The sequence below is a fragment of the [Anoxybacillus] calidus genome (assembly GCF_013760845.1).
GTDB lineage: Bacteria > Bacillota > Bacilli > Bacillales > Anoxybacillaceae > Paranoxybacillus > Paranoxybacillus calidus.
Genome location: NZ_JACDUU010000007.1, coordinates 123,313 through 142,428, shown reverse-complemented (window position 1 = coordinate 142,428; position 19,116 = coordinate 123,313). Strand labels below are relative to the sequence as shown.

Annotated in this window: 12 protein-coding genes and 1 pseudogene; 8 read left to right on the top strand and 5 right to left on the bottom strand. The window is 42.2% G+C overall.

The window, feature by feature from the left end:
• Window positions 1–10 precede the first annotated feature (10 nt).
• From HNQ85_RS14005 to HNQ85_RS13990, 4 genes are read left to right on the top strand one after another with little or no spacing between them, the layout of a single operon-like run.
• Complete coding sequence (locus HNQ85_RS14005) at window positions 11–1,966, top strand: IucA/IucC family protein (RefSeq protein WP_181538341.1); 1,956 nt, start codon at window positions 11–13, stop codon at window positions 1,964–1,966.
• Window positions 1,963–3,975 carry an IucA/IucC family protein gene (locus tag HNQ85_RS14000; RefSeq protein WP_181538340.1) on the top strand — a complete coding sequence of 671 codons (2,013 nt, stop codon included), beginning with the start codon at window positions 1,963–1,965 and terminating at the stop codon, window positions 3,973–3,975. Before HNQ85_RS14005 ends, HNQ85_RS14000 begins: the two co-directional genes overlap by 4 nt.
• A 15-nt stretch (window positions 3,976–3,990) precedes the next feature.
• Entirely contained in the window at window positions 3,991–5,211 is a 1,221-nt protein-coding gene (locus HNQ85_RS13995; protein WP_181538339.1) for an MFS transporter, read from the top strand.
• 18 nt (window positions 5,212–5,229) lie between these two features.
• A complete protein-coding gene (locus HNQ85_RS13990; protein WP_246326880.1) occupies window positions 5,230–6,438 on the top strand; it encodes a type III PLP-dependent enzyme in 1,209 nt (402 codons plus the stop codon).
• Window positions 6,439–6,688: 250 nt separating this feature from the next.
• On the opposite strand, the gene HNQ85_RS13985 is transcribed toward HNQ85_RS13990, so the two are convergent.
• The 5 genes and pseudogenes from HNQ85_RS13985 to HNQ85_RS17695 form a co-directional block, all read right to left on the bottom strand.
• Window positions 6,689–7,198 (bottom strand): acetone carboxylase subunit gamma, encoded by a 510-nt coding sequence (locus HNQ85_RS13985; protein WP_181538338.1) that lies wholly within the window; start codon window positions 7,196–7,198, stop codon window positions 6,689–6,691.
• 4 nt (window positions 7,199–7,202) lie between these two features.
• Window positions 7,203–9,473, bottom strand: coding sequence for a hydantoinase B/oxoprolinase family protein (locus HNQ85_RS13980; protein WP_181538337.1), 2,271 nt, complete (start codon window positions 9,471–9,473; stop codon window positions 7,203–7,205).
• 25 nt (window positions 9,474–9,498) lie between these two features.
• Entirely contained in the window at window positions 9,499–11,646 is a 2,148-nt protein-coding gene (locus tag HNQ85_RS13975; RefSeq protein ID WP_181538336.1) for a hydantoinase/oxoprolinase family protein, read from the bottom strand.
• Window positions 11,647–12,287: 641 nt separating this feature from the next.
• Entirely contained in the window at window positions 12,288–13,487 is a 1,200-nt protein-coding gene (locus tag HNQ85_RS13970) for an MFS transporter (protein ID WP_181538335.1), read from the bottom strand.
• Between the two features lie 762 nt (window positions 13,488–14,249).
• A pseudogene (locus HNQ85_RS17695) lies at window positions 14,250–14,480 on the bottom strand (LLM class flavin-dependent oxidoreductase); the annotation flags it as partial.
• 220 nt (window positions 14,481–14,700) lie between these two features.
• Here HNQ85_RS17695 and HNQ85_RS13965 point away from each other — a divergent pair.
• The 4 genes from HNQ85_RS13965 to HNQ85_RS13955 are packed head-to-tail and all read left to right on the top strand — an operon-like array spanning window position 14,701 to window position 19,109.
• Complete coding sequence (locus HNQ85_RS13965; protein ID WP_181538334.1) at window positions 14,701–15,015, top strand: heterocycloanthracin/sonorensin family bacteriocin; 315 nt, start codon at window positions 14,701–14,703, stop codon at window positions 15,013–15,015.
• Window positions 14,903–15,163 (top strand): hypothetical protein, encoded by a 261-nt coding sequence (locus HNQ85_RS18100; RefSeq protein ID WP_409994140.1) that lies wholly within the window; start codon window positions 14,903–14,905, stop codon window positions 15,161–15,163. The genes HNQ85_RS13965 and HNQ85_RS18100 overlap by 113 nt, the downstream gene beginning before the upstream one ends.
• Window positions 15,164–15,213: 50 nt before the next feature.
• Entirely contained in the window at window positions 15,214–17,166 is a 1,953-nt protein-coding gene (locus HNQ85_RS13960) for a putative thiazole-containing bacteriocin maturation protein (protein WP_181538333.1), read from the top strand.
• Window positions 17,166–19,109 carry a TOMM precursor leader peptide-binding protein gene (locus tag HNQ85_RS13955; protein WP_181538332.1) on the top strand — a complete coding sequence of 648 codons (1,944 nt, stop codon included), beginning with the start codon at window positions 17,166–17,168 and terminating at the stop codon, window positions 19,107–19,109. Before HNQ85_RS13960 ends, HNQ85_RS13955 begins: the two co-directional genes overlap by 1 nt.
• The last annotated feature ends 7 nt before the right edge of the window (window positions 19,110–19,116 follow it).

Genomic DNA, 19,116 nt, shown 5'->3' with positions numbered 1-19,116 from the left:
GAGTGGGATCTTGTTTTTATCTAAAACTCTAGCTAGTCATTTAATGAATGATGAACAAGAAATTTATTGTTATTTAGAAAGAAACCATCCCGATTTAGTGGAAATGTTTCTAAGACAGCTCGAGAAAAGCCGCTTAGGTATTATTCAACGGTTGCTCCAAGGGATCATTCGTGAAGGATTAATCAAAGAGGAACGTATTTTATGGAATGATGCTCCTTCTCATAAAGAATTGCGCATTCATATTTCCGAAGATAAATGGCTGCAAGCAAAAGTAACGAGAAGATTTCAATTGCAGCAGTTTGATATCGAAGAAATCTTTTTCGTACATGAAAAAAAGCAAGAAGCCATTACTTCTCCTGCTCATCTTTTAAAACTATTGGAGCAGGAAGGCATGATTGCCGGATATCCTAATCAAGAACGATTTTATAAAGAATTGGAAAATAGTGCGGCAAATTATGCTTTGGCATTAACAGCAGGAGAATATCGTACGAATCAATTACATAGCACGAACAGTGAGAAAAGTACAAATTCTATACAATGGGTTTTAGCAGAAAAACAACGAACACCATCTTTCAGCCCACTTGCTTTTTACGAACAATGGGTGATTGATGGCCATACTATTCATCCGTGCTCCAAAACAAAATTTGGGTTTAATCCCGAAGAAGTAATGAATTACTCTCCAGAGTGGGAAGCCAAACCAATTATTTCATTTATTGCTGTGAAACGATCTGATTGTCATATTACGTCCTTTGGGTTCGAAAGAGTAGCCGATTTACTCTATGAGGAGTATCCAGAATTAAAACAGCATGTTACAGAGGAACTTGGAAAAAAAGGATTGAAGGAAAACGAATACGATCTTATTCCGGTTCATCCTTGGCAGCTGGAACATACCATCCCAAAACTTTATAAAGAAGCAATGAAAAACGGTTCTATTATTCCGATCCCTTCTTATTCCATTGAAACCTATGCGTTAGTCTCTATACGTACGTTGATGCCAACGAAGAATGGAAAGCATCATATTAAGACACCGATGAATGTGCAAACAACGAGCGCGGTTCGTACAGTTTCACCAGCTTCAACGATTAACGGCCCTATTGTTTCACAATTAATAAAAAATATTTTACAAAAAGAACCACTTCTTTCACCGTTAGACGTGATTAAGGAAAAGGCAGGAATATATTTTGAGCCAACAAATCCATCGCTTTTTAAACACGATACGTCCGTGTTAGGAAAAAATTTAGCGGCAATTATCCGTGAGAATCCGGAATATGACCTTGAAGATGGAGAAATCGCCATGCCTGCTGTCGCTTTAATTGCTGTTTCTCCTGTGAGTGGAAAGCCGATTGTAGTAGAACTTATTGAGGAATATGCTAGATATCAAAACATAGAAGAAATAAATCAGGCGGTAGTTGCATTTATTAAACAATATGCTTCCGTGCTCCTTCCAGGCCTTCTTACGTTGATGAGTAAATATGGTATTAGTTTAGAAGCTCACTTACAAAACAGCGTCCCAATATTTCAGAACGGCGCTCTTAGCAGAATGAAAGTTCGTGATTTCGGCGGCATACGAATATATGTCAATCGTCTTGAAAAACAAGGACTGTCCGCTAATCTTTTCAATCCGTCAATGATTATAACGAATGATGTGACTGAATTAAGAAAAACGTTGTCCCATGCCATTATTCACAATCATTTAGGCGAGATTATCGCTTGTTTAGTTCGCTATTTTTCCATTGATGAAGAGTTATTGTGGAAGGAAATAGCGATAGTTATTCATGATGTGTTTGATAAGTTGAAAACAAATGAAACGATAAGCGAACAAGTAAGCACCGATGAACAAGCGTTTTTCAAGCCAACGCTTGAAATGAAGGCTTTAGTAACAATGCGGCTAACCGATGATATACATAATAGCTTTATAGACGTACCAAATCCATTAGCCAAGTGGAAAGGAGAGCTAGAGAAATGAGTGTTTGTACGTCTGTTTTACAAACAGAATTACAACTGACTGCCGATGAAATGCGCTGTATCGAGTTTTTAGAAAAGAAACAGCCTCATTTACTGCAAGCCTACATAGAAAATCTAGCTCGGGCAAGACGCACGATTTTACACAGAATAACCGCTTCCCTTCTGCGTGAAGATGTTTTTGGACTCTTTTCAACTTCATACGATTTGCGTGTGATAGGTTCAACTTTTGCTATGAATCTACCAAAACTAACAGAACACTGGGAAGCAATGATTCGTCAACTACAAAATACAAATCTTCAAGAAGGAATATTATATAAAATCTATTCTCTAAATGAGCGGGAATGTTTAATCATACCAGTGAGTAAGGAATATTCTTTTCGACGATTTGAAATTGTAGGGGACATCTTATTGACAGGAAATCAATTAAAAAAAATTAGTCATAGCACAGAATTACTGCACTTATTGAAACAAAAAGACAGTAGTAAAGAAGTCAGCAAATGGGGTCCTCTTATAGAAGAATTAGAAAATGGTAGTGCCAATTTAGCACTTGCCTATGCTTACTTTGAGGAAAAGTCGAAAAAGATAAATGTTTCATTCAAAAATACTGTTGATACACTAGATTACATTCAACAGAAACAAAATACTGATCCTTCTTTTTCAGCCATGTTGTTTTTTGAGCAATTGTGCGTGGAAGGACATCATCTTCATCCCGGCTCCAAAACGAAAATGGGAATGCTACCTGAGGATGTGTTTAACTATGCGGCGGAATTTGAAGGAACACCATCATTAAAATTAGTCGCTCTTCATCGGGATTTATGTGATTATCGGTTCTTTGATCATCAAGAGCCGAACGACTTCTTTTTTGAACATTTTCCAGAATTTAAAAATGAGATTAGGGAATTTTTTGCTACCAAAGAACAGAAACTCGAAGATTTCGTATTGCTTCCTGTTCACCCATGGCAATGGAAAAATATCATTCCAGATGTATATCGAGAAGAGCTGAAAGATGGAACATTAATATTGATAGAAAAAGTCAATATTCCAGCATTTGCCACAACCTCGTTTCGGACGGTTATTCCAAAGGATAAGGATATATGTGTTAAAACGGCCGTTCATAGTCAAATGACGTCAACTGTGCGCTCGATTTCACCGCAATCTGCAAACAACGGTGCTGAATTTACGAAACTCATTCGAAAAGTGATGGATAGGGAAAAACAATTAGCACAAACATTTATTCCTATTTGTGAAATCGGTGGATGTTCGTTTCGTTCAGACGATACATTAAAAAACCGAAATCTTTCTGTTATTTATCGGGAAAATATGGAACAAGTTATTCATAATGACGAAATTGCCATTGCAGGAACAGCATTATATGCTCAGTCTCCTATCAACAGAAAACCTATTTTAATTGAAATAATAGAAAGATATGCAAAAACCCTTAATATAAAATCTCGAAAAGAATCAGCCGTTTCTTTTATAAAAGAATATGCACAGGTTGCTCTACCAGGTTTTTTAACCCTATTGTTTAAATATGGAATTGGTTTAGAAGGACATCTACAAAATACAGTTCCTGTTTTCAAAAATGGAAGACCAGTAAAAATTCTTTTTCGTGATTGGGGCGGAGTAAGAATCCATCGTCCACGATTGCAAAAACAAGGTTTGGATATACAGTTTTATCCGGGTTCTATCACAATTACCGATGATTTGCAGGAAGTACAAAATAAAGTATTTTATACGGTTTTTCAAAACCAACTGAGTGAAATCATCCAGCAAATAAGCAAGTATTGGAACATTGAGGAAAGTCTTTTATGGAAACCGGTTCGTCTTCAATGTGACAAGGTGTTTGAGCAGTCGGCATTCAATCAAGAACTTCTAGAACACATTCATGAAGACAAGGAAGCACTATATCAGAAAAAAATCGATCATAAAGCATTAACGAAGATGAGATTGAATCCGGAACAGAAACGCTACTTCTATGTTTCAGTACCCAATCCATTAGTCAGCGTATGAACAGGAGAAAGTGATATGCCACAAGTCATGCAATGGAAAGCGGATTCATCTTTTGCGTTAAAATATCCACTTTTTCGCTTGTACATGTTAGGAAGCTTACCATCAAGAATAGGAGAATGGATGGATTTTGTTGCTTTAAACTGGGCGGTATTGCAGCTTTCATCCTCTCCTTTGCATTTAGGGATTCTCAATGCGTGCCGCCTCGTGCCGATTTTTCTATTCAGCTTGCCAGGAGGAATGTTAGCAGACCGATTTGACCGACGCTCACTACTTGTGGGCGTTCAAGCGGTGATGATGATCGTGACGTTTGTTCTTGCATTTTTCCTTTATAATGAAGCGCCCTTTATATGGATACTCCTTGCAGTCGTATTACGTTCCATATTTATGGCATTAGAAACATCGATTCGCAATTCTTATATGCCTAGTTTAGTTCCTCCCTCTTCTCTTTCTAGCACCATTGCTTTACATACAGCCGGACTGCATATTGGACGAATTCTTGGTCCTGCGGTAGCGGGGTGGCTGCTAACGTACATGGAAACTTTTTCATTGCTTATTCTATACGGTTTCACACTTTTTGTCTCTCTCATTTCTTTATTGGCTCTTAAGGAAGATATGCCTACGAAGCGAAAAAAACAATTAGGGCCTTCTATTGGAATAAGAGAAGGATTGCAATATGTAAAAGAAACTCCTTTAGTACAATCGTTGTTGCTTTTAGCAGTTGTGCCGATGGTGTTTGGATTTCCTTATTCCAGCGTGATTCCTCTATTTGTTCAAGAGTTAATGAAGAGGGAGGCAGAAGGTTTTGCAACGCTTCTATCTATTTCTTCTATGGGTGCGCTTTTAGGAACGATATCGTTATCCGTCTTCTCCGTAGGTGCGATAGGGAAATGGCTGATTAGTTCATTGCTCGGTTTCGGTGGAACATTGCTTATGTTTATGTTTGTAGCGGACAACTTTCTGTTTGCATCCACCGCAATGTTTTTTATTGGAATAACAAGCCAGGTATACAGAACATTGAGCCGTACAGCAATACAAACCACTGTACCAGATGGTTTAAGAGGAAGAATTATGAGCATTGCGCTAATGGATAGGGGATTTATTCCTTTAGGAACAATCATCATTACATCTTTAGCTGAGAGGTTCGGAGTATTTATAGCAGGCATCGTTATGGGAGCAGGATGTATAGGATGTACTTTATTTGTTTTATTACAGAGGAAAGAGTTATGGAAGCTATAAAAAAGTGAGGAGAAGTCAATGGCAATGAGGACAATCAAAAATCCAATGATTCAAGAAGCGATCATCGATTGGAAGGAGAAAAAGAACAAACCCGTTTGTGCCTATTTATATGATTTAAAAGGGCTGCAAGAGCATGTGAAAAATCTGTCAGAATCTTTGCCGCATCAATGCCGTTTATTCTATGCAGTTAAAGCAAATGCGGATATAAAAATATTGAAAGCCTTACAACCGTATGTGACGGGATTCGAAATTGCCTCAATAGGAGAATTGAATAAAGTACGATCTGTTAGCTCTACCGTTCCAATGATTTTCGGTGGCCCTGGGAAAACGGACGAGGAATTACGAGTAGCCATTACGAATGATATCTCTTTTATACATGTAGAAAGCGTGTTTGAATTGCAACGGTTAAACTGGATTGCAGAGCAATATAAGATGGTTGTTCCAATCTTGCTGAGAGTAAATTTACAAACAACAGTGCCAGAGGCAAGGTTAAAAATGGCCGGGCTTCCAACACAGTTTGGAATAGATGAAACCCAAATTCCCCTCGCTATTCAAATGACGAAAGAAATGAAACACGTAAAGCTGCACGGATTTCATTTTCATGCGATGTCAAACAATCTAGATGAGAAGCAACATGTCTTATTTGTGAAGCATTGTTTAGAACAAACTGACAAATGGGAAAAAGAATTTGCACAATGTTTTTCCGTTGTCAATGTGGGAGGTGGAGTTGGCATCCATTATGATCATCCTGATAAAAGGTTTGATTGGGAGAGCTTCAACAACCAGTTGCAGCTCATATTAAAACAACATGCCCATCCTCTATGGACTGTTGTATTTGAACTAGGCAGATACATAACGGCACATCATGGTTATTATGCTACCGAAATTTTAGATATTAAAAAGAATTATGGGAAAAATTTTGCAGTGCTTCGCGGTGGGACGCATCATTTGCGCTTACCTGCTGCTTGGAAGATGAATCATCCTTTTTCGATTATACCAATTGAACAATGGGACTATCCGTTTGCTCGGTTTGGTATTACTCAAGATGCAGTAACAATCGTAGGGGAATTATGTACACCAAATGACGTTTTGGCTCGAGATGTTTTTTGTCCGAATGTTCGAGTTGGTGATATAGTGCTTTTTGAATGTGCCGGTGCTTACGGTTGGGACATTTCCCATTCCCAGTTTTTAAGTCATCCATATCCAGAATTTATTTACTTGGAGTAACTTTGACGACTAGCCGTTGTCAAAGTTAAAGAAAAAAGCCACCGCTTTTACATCATTTCTATCTCGGAAAAGCGGCGGAATTTTATTTATAACACGATCTAGCTCATGATAGTAAATCATATACTTCACATTACTAGGTAAATCTCCCTGGTTAACAGCAGTATCTCCTGTATCCGGATCCTAAATATCTACACCTCCATGAATTTCATAAAACAGACGACAGTAAAAACCGTCGTCTGTTTGTTCATATTTATTTCGCTTGAGGAAGCGGACGTTTCAGCCACTCCTTATAGAACGTATCGATATCAGGTTCGAAATCTTTTATGACTGGATACCAAGGCGTCACCGCTTCTACCTCAAGCTGAGTCGCACAGCCAGGGCAGTAATACTCGCGGAGGACTTGCCATTCCGGATCTTGCGCCAGCATTTTCGGATACAGCTCTGCCATTTTTTCTTCTGTATCACGAACATATATGAGCGCATGAAGTTTCCAGTTATCACTTGCCTCGCAGAATTCATGTCCGCAATCACACTTTACGATTCGTTTCCCGTCTGGCTTCTGAACGATGTAGAGGTGAAGCCCGGCCGGCAGCAAAATCGGATCGTCCCACGGCACTCTTTCCTGGAGTATGCTGATATATTTATCAAATCTGTCAGTGTCTTTAAAGTTTGAGAGCATTTCTTTTAACTTGAAAAAGTCTATCGTACCATCGATTAATTCTTCAATCGTCTTGCGATCGTACTTATCGTACTGTGCCATGTTCTCACCTCATTTTATTGATTTTCCTGCCAAAGACCGGAACTCCAAGTTCATCTTCAGTCAATTTCCAATCCTTCGGCAAGTTCCAGAACGATTTGAACTCATTGTAAAACTTTTCACTTAACGCGAACGTGCTTGCATACATGTGGCGCACCTGTACAGCCGCTTCTTTGTTGATAATTTTCTTTCTTTCCTTCTCCATCCATTTTTTTGTCGGAACACCCCGCTTAAGCCGTTCTTTTCTAATTTGCTCACGACGTTTTGCCGTTGCTTCTTCATCGACGATATATTTTCCTTTTTCATCCTGAGTGACGACAGCTCCATAAACGCTTTCAGCAAAACGAGGTAGAAGATGTCCTTCGTTCAAATCATCTTCGATCATTTTCGGTTTCCGCTCAAGCGGATCACCAAATCCTGGACCCCCACGTAAGTAATTCAAATACAGATCATAGTTTTCAAAAATGGTTTCTGTCGTAATCGCTTGCTTGTCGCGGATAATTTCTTTTGCTTCTATCAGTCTGTCGTATTCTGGGTTGTCAGGATCGCGGTCACCGCCAGTCGGAATCGGCAGCCTTTTTTCGATCCGTTCTTTTAAATTCGTACCATGGGCTTCGAAACGGTATCCTGCCGCAGCTGGATAACCGCCCATCAATCCGCAGTCACTCGACATGTAGCCGTTACCCATGAAGAACATCGTCCAGTCCTTCGCCCCGTATACCATTCTTAATGTTTCATAGCCGCTTCCACCTCGGTACTTCCCGTAACCGGCCGTATTCGGTTTGATGCTTCGTCCGAGATAAATGAGCGGTTCCGCCAGCTCCCATATTTCCATATCACCCATATCGCCTTCTGGATTCCAGATTGCAGCGGCATGGCTGATGCCGTCTCTTACCGCACTTGCCCCAACGCCTTCAGCGGCTGATTCGAAGCTATTGACGGCATGGTTTTCATTGTACTGGTTGTAACCGCCCCCCTGCAGCCAGTTAGACGTATTGGCGTTTCCGGCATTGACTTCTTCGAGATAACCGCGGGCAAAATAATTTCGACTGAGTGCACGCCATAACGGGCTCCACGCGGACACAAGGAAATGCCATGCATAGCTGTGTGCGGTACGGATATCATCTGGATTTAGCCATGAACCGTACGGCAGGTCAAACTGGCTTGCATAATATGCACCGTCATTGACCCGGTCGTTCGGGATGAGTGTTTGCGACATCATGACCCATATTCCGCTCGTAATTGAAACCGGTGTTGCGTTGTAACTGTGCCAGCCCCATCTATTGACGCCTTCGAAGTCGATTTGGAACTTGCCATCCTTGTGAACGGTCAGCTCAGTCGGCGCATGCATAATCGTGTTCACGCGGGCATAAGGCGGTACATCAAGATTTTTGTACGGTACATCTACGAATGAAACCTGGCGATATTTACCCGGAATCAGCAATGTTTTTACCTGGTTGACAAAACCGCGGCGTCCTTCCTCGATCACTTCGCGGATAAATTTCTTGTAGGTATCGACTCCTTCCTCTTTCACAATATCAAGAACAAGATCGCGAATCATATGACAGCCGGCTACACGCGTCCGTTCATCAAGCAACCAGTATTTCGTAGTACGGACCGACCGCTGGCTTTCAATTAACCAGTCTTTTAACAGCGTATCGTTTTTACCGATTTTGCGGCAGGCAACCTGATAACCGTCATCGTAACGAGTGACAGGACCGACAGTCATACTTCCCGGAGCAGTTGCCCCAACATCGATCACGTGAGTAACCCCGCCGACCCAGCCGATCAGTTCTCCTTCGTAGAAGATTGGCACAATCGTATGGACGTCACACGGATGAACGTTTCCAATCTGACAGTCATTGTTACAGAAAATATCGCCATCTTCGATACCAGGGTTCACTTCATAATCGTTTTTAATCATGAATTTGATTGCGGCACCCATCGTACCGACATGAATGATGATACCAGTTGAAGTGACAATCGAATCGCCTTCAGGTGTGTAAAGTGTAAAACACAATTCACCTTCTTGCTCGACAATTGGCGATGCAGCGACTTTTTTTGCCGTTTCCCGCGCGTGTACAACCCCGCCGCGCAGTTTCGAAAAGATCTTTTCATAGCGAATCGGTTCGGTTTCTTTCAGCGGAAGCTTTTTCAACCCTGCGTAATGTCCCGTTGTCCGGCTGAGCTGATCGATCTCCTCGCGCATTTGCTTGAGTGTTTTTCCGTCCCAGCCAATGTTTTTGCGACTTGTCAATTCTTTTTCGTTAATCGCCATGCTGGATCAACCTCCTTTTTAAGCCTTAAATTTCTTTCAAATGGAAAATGCGGTGCTGGTCAAGGTATGTTTCAAATCCTATAGGAACGACAAATGTCGTAGCCGGAGATTCAATAATCGAAAACCCTGCGATTTTGTTACCCGGCTTCAGTTTTTCCATTTCCCAAATGTCAGCTTTGATCCATTCGCCTTTCCAGTACACATTGCGCTTGCCGAGGAACGCTTCTTGAGGCGGTGTTTCACCTGCGAGCGGCTCTACAGGAATTTTTGGTTTAGGCACTTCGACAATGCCTCGGACGATTGCGCCTGTGATGCTGTATCCGAGTTCAGGCGATTTTGCCGCTTTTGCGTAAACCCTCGTGTATGTGTCCTCGAATGCGTTGACAAGTTCATCCCAGTCATTCACATCTTTGAAAGCTTCAATCGGTGCTTCAATTTCCAAGTCGTTTAATTGTCCCTGGTACTGCATACGGAAATAGAGGCGGAAATCAACATCTTTTCTACTAAACTGGCTTTTCTCGAATTCGGCTGCGACTTTTTCTTTCAGTTCATCCCACGCGGCCTGCAATTCTTTTCCGGCTTTCAGTTTGATGTCGTCGGCAGCGCCGTCATTGACATTAATATCGAGTGTTTTATCATAACGGTATTCAAAGTCCGCAGCACCACAGCCAAACGCAGAAAATCCTGCCGCCCATGCCGGTACAAGCACGTCTTCAAAACCGAGACCCTTCGTATAACCGGCTGTATGTAGCGGGCCGCCGCCACCGTATGAGAAGCATACATACTGGGATGGTGAATACCCTTTTCCTAAAATCATGGATTCAAGGTAGTTACGAAGCTGTGATTCAAGCAGGTCAATCACACCGTATGCCGCATCTTCAACAGATAACCCGAGCGGATCAGCAATCTGTTTCTTAACCGCTTCGTATGCACGTCCCGGATATAGTTTCACTTCGCCGCCGAGGAAGTTATCCGGGTTGATCAGGCCGAGAACAACATGGCAGTCGGTTACCGTTACCGTTTCTACGCCGCCTTCCGGATAGCAGACACCGACTCTCGATCCGGCACTATCCGGTCCAAGTGTCAACGACTTGAAGTTCGGGTCGATTCTGACGTAGCTTCCGGCTCCCGCTCCGACGGTATCCATGGCGACAAGCGGCAGTGAAAGTACGAGACGGGCCATATCTGGACTTGTGTTGATGCTCAAGTCTCCCTGAGTGATGAGCGCCATATCAAAACTCGTTCCTCCGATATCCGAACAGGCGATATTGCGGATACCAAGCTGTTCTCCGAGGTATTTCGCACCAATTACACCGCCGATCGGGCCGGATACAAGCGTTCTTGCCAATTCATTGGCCCGTGTGCTGATCGTTCCACCATGGCTTGCCATCACACGCAAGTCGAAATTAGCCCCATGCTCTTTCAGCATGTTATTGATTTTTATCAGTGTCTCACGTGAAGGATCAGCTGCATACGCTTCAATGATCGTTGTATTTGTGCGATGCGACTCTTTTCTGACAGGATAATAATCAACAGACGCAAACACAGGGACTTCCTTTCCAACTTTCTTCATGACTTCTTTTGCAATATCCCTAATTTTTCGCTCATGGTGAGGATACTTATAAGAATGAAGCAAGCTGATGACAATCGCTTCGACATCTTGTTCCAGAAGTTCTCTTACTGCCGGTTCCACTTCATGTTCATAAAGCGGAATGACAACGTTTCCAAATAAGTCAACTCTTTCGGTTACTCCTCTTGTCAACTCCCTTGGCACAAGCGGAGGATCGTAACGATGGGTATTTAAGTGCAAACGGTCTGAGTAAGAATAGCCGAGATATGCCTGGATCGCCCGACCCATCCGGTGAAAATCTTCCATTCCCTTGTTAACGATCAATCCGACTCGACGCCCTTTCCTTGAAACGAGCCGGTTTAGCATCGCAGTTCCCGAATAGACTCCTGCAAGCAGTTTCGGAAATTCTTCTTCGACTGTTGTGTCCCAGTAGGCAAGTGCATCCCTCGCAGAGTTTAAGAGACCTACTGATTCATCTTCCGGTGTGGATTGTGCCTTCCCGACGACAAAATCACCGTTTTCATCGATGATAAATGTGTCTGTCATCGTCCCCCCGGCATCAATCGCAAGAATTTGTGCATTTCTTTTTGCCGCCTTTTTCATTTCTTCATCCCCTTCCTGCACTTTTTCATTTAAATTTTGTGTGTGCCACATTTTTTATTGCCTTTATTGCAACATATATGATTTATTACAAGATATATGACAATTTTCAAAATATTCAAAATTAAATATGTGATTTTTCGCCCACGATTTTCAAAGTATAGCGTTTTGCTACAACTTTTGCGTTACAATCCAATGTCACGTCCAATGATTTCAATGTTTTCATTTTGTAGGGGGATAGAATGGTGTTAAAGAGCTACATTCCACATCTGACTGGCTTGACAAATCACCTGTATAATATGCAAGATAAGCAGGAATGTAGATTTTTGAGAATGCAACTATTTTAGCTCCGGTTTTCCCTGCTTCTTTGCTTCTCTTACAAGCTACTTCAATCGATTTTTCTTTGTTGCTGACAATTGTTTGTGCTTATTGCTCTATATGTATTAAGGCCGAGATAATATAAAGTGCCTATCATCACTTGAGTTAGAAAATATAAAAGCTTGCAAACCAAAGTTTGCAAGCTTTTTCTTTTTTAGTGCTTGTCATTAACCGAGCTTTCGACAAATAAAGGAAGAAGCGCTAGATATAAATAGCCCTTTGTGGTGTTTAAAATCAAAATGATTATCCAAGTGATAGATACCAATCTACGGTTGGCTTGCCTGAACTGGTGCTTCAAATGGATCATACATCTTTTTATGAATGACAAAGGCAGATGCAAGAAGGAAGATAAATAATGATCCATAAAGAGCATAGTCTCCAGCAATATCATGAATGATCGCACCGAGCATAGGTCCAATTCCCCCGCCGGTAAAGCGAATAAAGTTGTATACTCCCATCGCTGTGCCTTTTTCCTTTAAGAATAAATTAACGAGTGTGGTTGATTGAGAAGGCAAACTCGTTCCAAGAAGTATTCCGTACGCTAATAGAAAAATAATAAGAATGAACATATTTAGAAATTTTAACATTAAGCAAGCCCAAAACGCCGATACGACAAATGCAATTGCATAAGAAGTATAAACAAGAATCGATTTGCGCGTAAAGCGCTTCTGTGCCCTTCCGCCTAAAAATGTTCCCAACACAATGCCGGCGGTTAACGGCATAAAGAAAAGCCCTTTTGTTGCTAGAGAAACGTGAAACAACTGATCTAATAAATTAGGTAAAAATACAAGATAAATATAATAGCCATAAAACTGGAAGAACCCAAGAAGCATAATAGAGAAAGCTGCTTGATTAGATATAATTCCTTTAAAAGTTTGAAAGGTAATTCTGCTCGGTGTGATGTCCTTTGGCAATGTCTCACACAATGTATGACGGTTATAGATGTAACTGATAAAACCGGCAATCGCTAAAATCGCAAATGCCCATTGCCAATGAAAATAGGCAGCTATGAAACTTCCTAACACAGGACCTAAAACCGGACCTAGAAAGACCATCGTTTGATAAATACTCATGGCACTTCCGCGCTCTTTTGGTGAATAAATATCGCCGATCACCGCTGCCGCAACAACAGATCCAGTACTAATCCCAAATGCTTGAAGAGCTCTTCCAAGCAAAAAAGCATAATAGTTTGTTGATACAAAACAAATGAAAGATCCAAAAATGAAAAGAAGAAGACCCGGAAGCAATACTGCTTTCCGTCCGCGCGTATCTGTTAAAGGTCCGATGAGAAATTGACTGGCGGCTAATATGATTGTAAATAAAGAAATGGTAAAATTAATCATAAATTGATTCGCTTCAAAAAAATGTTTAATTTCAGAAAGGCTTGGTGTATAGATCGTCTGAGTAAACGGTCCTAAAAAGGCAGCTATGGAAAGACCAAATAGTATTTTTCCTTTATTGGACATTCCGATGTTCACTTCCTTTAAAATGAACTGTGAATAAGGTAGAATTTGTAAAATACAGAATGAAGATTATTATAACAGAAGTGAAATAAAACTTCATTTGATATGCATTTAAGCGCTTGTGCATTACGATCCTAGAGTTTATAAATGTAGTCTCAATCTGTAATAGCTTGTCATTTTGTCAGTATAAGTTTTGTTTTTCTCTTTATTTGATTGGCACTTGCCACTTTCAACTTTTGGTTACTTTTATTAGCTCCTATCACCGCTTACTCCTTTGCATAGTTTAGCCACTTTCTCATCGATGGAAATAAGCCCGCTGCCTTTCGTCTCTTCGTGCAGATTTTCGTATGTATCGCCTGATGCTTTTTGGACAATTACAAAAGGAATTGGATAAATGGTTTAACACAAATCCCTTGTTTCCGTAATTTTCGTGTAATTTTTTAGTTACCATAAGAGACTTTATTTAGCTCATAGAACGATAGACTCACAAGGGATTTCACTCACGTAAAACACCCCTAAGACTGCTCATTCCGATCTTAGGGGTGTTTACGCGTCCTTTTCATTTTCGTGATTTGACGTATTTGGGATGTGGTTTCCTCCGAAAGCCATCTTAAATTTTTCAACATTTTCGCTTTATGCCCACGTTCAGTAAGAACAGAAACTGCCAAATCTTGCATAGCGCCGTTAAACCATTTTAGGCCCGGATGCGCCCAGAAGATTCATGCACTCATGCCCCGAATCCTTCTCTTCCGAAATATTTACGCTTCACTCAATCAATGCTGGAAAATACGGAACAACTTCTTCCCATAATTCTTCCTTCTTTCACAGGACGATGGCCATATTTTAAGTTAATCATCACATGGTTAACGCCGCCATTTTAAGAATGGGTATATTCCGCTCAACTCTGCCCTCTAAATGAATAGGGATTGGCGGATGATTCGGGTCCTCTGTCAAATCTACATATAAAGACTGACTGAATCGTTTAAACGGATCGGTTCTTTATTTTACAGTTTTACGAAGTCTCAATAAAAATAGGCACTACAATCAGTAACAACAACCTAACAGAGTTCATAGTTTGTTGAGGAGAGTACCCGAAGTATTTGGTGGATTGATCTGATTCACAGATATCTTTCTGATACCTTCGCTCTACTCTCCTTTCCCGTTTCTGGTTATGTCGCCGGAAACAACAAATTTATAACAATAAGGATGGTGTAAAATGTATAATTTCCAAAATGAACTTCAATCGTTAGGTATGGATGATTTTGTGGCGGGTGAGGTGATGGTTTGGGATCCTCAAACTCAGTCCTATATTATTGATGATGCTCGTCAATGCGGTGGACGTTGTGGAGGACGCTGCGGAGGAAATTGTTTCCATCGTTGTGGTGGACGTTGTGGTGGAAATTGTTTTGGACGTTGTTTTGGACGTTGTTTTGGACAGTGTTTTGGACAATGTTTTGGACAGTGTTTTGGACAGTGTTTTGGACAGTGTTTTGGACAGTGTTTTGGACGTTGTGGTGGTTTTGGACATTGATTTAACTGCTTCAATTGCTGAGGGAGCTGATTTAGAGGAAATCTCTAGTTCCCTAGCTCAAAAAGGTGATTACCTAAGAAGAACGGACTGCCCCTGCATAATCTGCTGCAGGGGTCCTCTCTATGAAATTAACATAAGGGACAAATAACAGTACATAAAATGATACTACGGAACAACTCACGGATAAGGAGGAGTAGAATGACAAATCTGAACGCTTCCTCGCGTCTGAAGGTGAAAAAAGACACGTTTTTTCTCCCAGATCCAAACGGTGGTGTGTATTTTAGGAATAACTCAAGCTCATTTCGTATGAAAGGCAGTACAATCTATCAGTGGATTGAAAAACTGATGCCTATGTTCAACGGAGAGCACACATTGGGAGAATTGACGGATGGATTACCGGCCCCATATCGGAACAGGGTGTATGAAATCGGAGAAATTCTGTACCGAAACGGCTTTGTTCGAGATGTGAGCCAAGACCGTCCACATCAATTGGACAGCAGAATTCTCAAAAAGTATGCTTCGCAAATTGAATTTATAGAAAGTTTCGTTGATTCTGGTGCGTTCCGTTTTCAAGTATATCGTCAATCTAAAGTATTGGCTATCGGCTCTGGCCCTTTTTTTGTCTCATTAGTTTCTGCGTTGCTCGAATCTGGATTACCCAATTTCCATATTATGATAACAGACTCGATACCTACTAATCGGCCGCGATTGAAGGAACTGGTGGAGAATGCCCGCAAAATGGACTCCGAAGTAGCAATAGAGGAGATAGCCCTACAAAGGGGGACGGGAGAAAGTTCTTGGCGAGAAGTTGTGCAGCCATTTGAGTGGATTTTATATGTCTCACAGGAAGGCAATGTAGAGGAGCTGCGGGCTCTTCATGCGGTTTGCAGGGAGGAGAAGAAGGGGTTTCTCCCCGCCATATCTCTGCAGCAAGTGGGTTTAGCGGGTCCATTAGTGCATCCGGAATCTGAGGGATGTTGGGAGTCCGCATGGCGTCGCATACACCGATCCGCGCTTCGCGAGGATCGGCCGTTACAAACTTTTTCTTCAACAGCGGGAGCAATGTTGGCGAATGTGATTGTGTTTGAATTATTCAAAAAAGTGACAGGAGTGACTAAATCGGAACAGAGAAATCAATTTTTCCTTCTCGATCTGGAAACATTGGAAGGTGACTGGCATTCATTCACACAACATCCACTGGTGACGACTGAATGTGTGGCAGCTGAATGGGTTCAAGATCTTGATTTGAGTCTTAAACAGAATTCGAGTTGCGGTGATCCGAGTAGATTGTTTCATTATTTTAGTCAGTTGACATCCGCAGAATCGGGAATTTTCCATAGATGGGAGGAAGGCGGATTGAAGCAGCTTCCGTTGGCCCAGTGCTGCGTTCAAACTGTGAACCCACTATCGGAGGGGCCGGCTGAGCTGCTGCCGGAAATTGTCTGTGCAGGTCTAACCCATGAGGAGGCACGGCGGGAAGCGGGGTTGACAGGGATTGAAGCGTATGTATCGCAAATGAAAAATTTACTCGTTTCGGGTTCCTTATACCACGAAGAAATCGCACCACAGGAATTTATCGGTGTTGGAGCAGGGGAAACGATTGCGGAAGGCGTTTGTCGGGGATTGCAAAGGTGCTTAGACGAGAAGCTGAGTAAACGACAGGCTCATCAAAAGGAACCTATTTTTCGGGTACGATTGGGTTTGGTAGAAGACAAACACTGCAGATTTTATTTGCAGGCACTGACTACGATGCATGGACCACCGACGATCGGCTTGGGAGAGAAGGTGTCAGGATTTCCTGTAGTATGGATCAGAACGAACGGACGCTGGTATGGCAGCGCAGGTTTGAATATAACAATGGCGCTTCGGAAAGCGCTAGAGCAGGCACTTATGAACGCACAAAATCAATCGACTTCACTCAGAATACAAGCACTGGATGATTCATCCATTCTTCTAAATGAAAATACACCATTAAGACTTGATATTCCCTCTTGTGAAAAGACGACACAATTAGAGTTCTTGCAGTCCGCCATGCAGGTCTTGAAACGAAACAGCATTCGGCTCTTAGTCTTTGATTTAGCAATGGAACCTTTTTTGAAAGAGAAACTGGCAGGAGTGTTTGGTGTGCTGTTAAGAGAGGAGGAATCCTGATGGATACTTGCGTATTGATGGTTGGAGAAGGGGTATTGGCAGATTATGTGTATGAAAAACTGTCCGGCCAATATCAAGTAGTTCGTCAAATCGATTTCGAAGAAGGAGTTCCGGAAGAAACAGATTTTGCTCTGGTGTTGCACGATGCTTGGTATCCCTCCGTTCATCATAAGGCGGAAGAGGTGTTACGATCATCAGGCATTCCATGGCTTCGGGGCTTTGTTTCATTTGGTGAGGGCGTGATCGGTCCGCTCGTTCGTCCGAATGCCTCGGGATGCTCTCAGTGCGCTGACATTCGACTCCTTATAGCGGGGTACGACCGTAAGGAGATGTGGGAGCTGCAACGAAGGATAGCGGTGCAAGGAGGAATACAGCGTGATGCATGGGCATCACAAACAGGACTTTTGCAGATGGCTCACCTGATCGCCACAGAGACGCAGAGGGTGTTAGAAGACAGTCGTTCCCACTTAGAAGAAAGGTTGTTCCTAATCAACCTGAAAACATTAAAGAACTCATGTCACTTCTTTCTGTCCGACCCGTTATGTACGATATGTGGTCAATTACCCGACGATTCACCGACAGCAGCCCGCATATCGCTGCAATCAAGTCCGAAGATCAGCGCTGACAGTTACCGCTGTCGTCCGATAGAGCATTTGAAAAAAGTTCTGGTCAAAGACTATCTAGATTACAGAACTGGGTTATTGAATGGTAAAATGCATCATTTCGTGCTACCGTTTGCTGATATCATTGTAAATATGCCATTGTTTATAGGGGACGAGGGAGTAGCAGGTCGGACTCATTCATATGAGGTTAGCGAGTTGACCGCCATTTTGGAGGGCTTGGAGAGATATTGTGGTATCGAACCTCGTGGCAAACGGACGACGATTCATGACAGTTACCAAAATCTGAAAGATAAAGCACTCAATCCTGTAAAGGTAGGAGTGCACGCGAAGGAACAGTATGCACAACCTGGGTTTCCGTTCAAACCGTTTCATCCTAATCGCCCAATGAATTGGGTTTGGGGATATTCGTTTTTACAAGAGCGTCCGATTTTGGTTCCAGAGTTACTCGCATATTACAGTTTGGGATGTGGGGATGGCTTTGTCTATGAAACTTCCAACGGATGTGCATTAGGCGGGAGTTTAGAGGAAGCGATTTTCCATGCCATCTTGGAGGTGGTGGAGCGTGATTCATTCTTGATGACTTGGTATGCGCAGTTGCCTCTTCCGCGTCTTGACCTTAGTTCCGCTAACGATAAAGAATTACAGTTGATGGTTGACCGTGTACGTGTGGTGGCGGGATATGATCTGTATTTTTTCAACTCGACGATGGAGCATGGAATTCCAAGTGTCTGGGCAGTGGCGAAAAACAGGAAACAAAAGGGAATGAATCTAATCTGTGCTGCCGGAGCTCATCCGGACCCCATACGGGCAGTGAAAAGCGCCATTCACGAATTAGCAGGCATGATGCTCACGCTTGACGAGAAATTGGAGGCAAACCGAAAGAAATACGAGAAAATGTTACACGATCCGTTCTTAGTAAAGCAGATGGAGGATCATGGCATGCTGTACGGTTTACCGGAAGCAGAGGAGCGCCTGCAATTTTTGTTGGATGATCATCGTCCGTTGCGAACGTTTGAAGAGGAATTCAAGTGGCAAACGAAGCGTGCAGACTTGACTGATGACCTGCAGGACATTCTTCAAAAGTTCCGTCGATTAAACCTCGAGGTAATTGTAGTGGACCAGACAACTCCTGTAACGAAACGAAACGGATTATATTGCGTGAAAGTACTGATTCCGGGAATGTTACCGATGACATTTGGGCATCACCTTACCCGCTTGGAAGGTCTTGAGAGGGTGCTCCGGGTGCCAATGGAACTCGGGTATACAAAACAACCGCTCACGCTTGAACAGCTTAATCCACATCCCCACCCGTTCCCATAGGAGGCCA